The following is a 1038-nucleotide window of genomic DNA, read 5'->3' on the forward strand; positions in this document are numbered from 1 at the left end:
GCTCATGTGCGGGGTGACGGTGAGTAACTCATTTATGCCCATTGCTGTTTAGAGTAGTGACTTATTCACATTCTGCTAATGCGAGTTTGCCCTATAAAACATTATTCAATTTGACTTCAAACATTCAAATTTAATGCTGTTTGGTCAATTGAGTTTGATAGTTAGTAGGTTGAGAGTTAAAATGATGATATCAGACACCTTATGTAGAGTAAGCTTATGAAGCACGTCAAGGCTGAAACGAACAGCTCCAAGACCAATCGTCAATTTGTTCCTAAAGCGAAAAACTTTAAAGTGAGCACGTCTTACGAAGGGCTTATCGTAAAAAGTGAACCTCAATCACTGGCAGCGTTAAAAAGGCAATATGCGAGATAAATACGGTGTCGCTCAGGATCATTATTGTTATCCTAGCTCTAATACACTTATAAATTTACTTGATATCCGTGACAGTGAAAAACTGGATGAAGCTGAAGTCGCATTCTCTGAACATCGATATATCGAATATTTGAGTCTTGTCTCAGCTTTAGAAGACTTCGATATAGGACACTTTAGGCATCTTCACTGGGTGCTTTTTCAGGATGTGTATGGATGGGCTGGAGAAGTTCGTGATGTTGATATCAGCAAAGGCAACACGCGCTTTTGCCATTGCTCTTTTATTGAAAGAGAGCTTATACGGCAGCTAGAACGTATCCCCCAACTTCGTGAATGCTCAGATCGTAATGAATTTATTCGATTAGTCGCAGATATTTTTTGTGAAATTAATATCATCCATCCTTTTCGAGAAGGAAATGGTAGGGCCACACGTTTTTTCTTTGAAGAGCTGATTTTTGTGGCTGGATATGAACTTAATTGGCCTGAGATTTCAAAAGAAAAATGGATTGAAGCCAACGAACAAGGGTATCTTGGTGACGTATCATTTCTAGAGCTTATTTTTAATATGGCAATCAGTTAAAAGCCATTCTATCTACCCAAAGTCCACTCAGACAAGTGTTAAAGCTAGTCCTTTTAAACTCAAAAATGCCCCAAAAACATTTAATAGCC

2 protein-coding genes are annotated in these 1038 nt (G+C 38.3%); both read left to right on the plus strand.

Annotation, left to right across the window (positions count from 1 at the left end):
• Nucleotides 1-216 precede the first annotated feature (216 nt).
• Nucleotides 217-372 (plus strand): hypothetical protein, encoded by a 156-nt coding sequence (locus A1QC_RS15645; protein ID WP_017026514.1) that lies wholly within the window; start codon nt 217-219, stop codon nt 370-372.
• On the plus strand, nt 362-949 hold the full coding sequence (locus tag A1QC_RS14665) for a Fic/DOC family protein (protein ID WP_017026515.1): 588 nt from the start codon (nt 362-364) through the stop codon (nt 947-949). Before A1QC_RS15645 ends, A1QC_RS14665 begins: the two co-directional genes overlap by 11 nt.
• Nucleotides 950-1038 lie beyond the last annotated feature (89 nt).

The sequence above is a fragment of the Vibrio rumoiensis 1S-45 genome, assembly GCF_000286955.2.
In the GTDB taxonomy this organism is placed as follows: domain Bacteria; phylum Pseudomonadota; class Gammaproteobacteria; order Enterobacterales; family Vibrionaceae; genus Vibrio; species Vibrio rumoiensis_A.

Coding starts and splice junctions, on each gene's coding strand:
- A1QC_RS15645 (WP_017026514.1), top strand. CDS start 217: ATGAAGCACGTCAAGGCTGAAACGAACAGCTCCAAGACCAATCGTCAA.
- A1QC_RS14665 (WP_017026515.1), top strand. CDS start 362: ATGCGAGATAAATACGGTGTCGCTCAGGATCATTATTGTTATCCTAGC.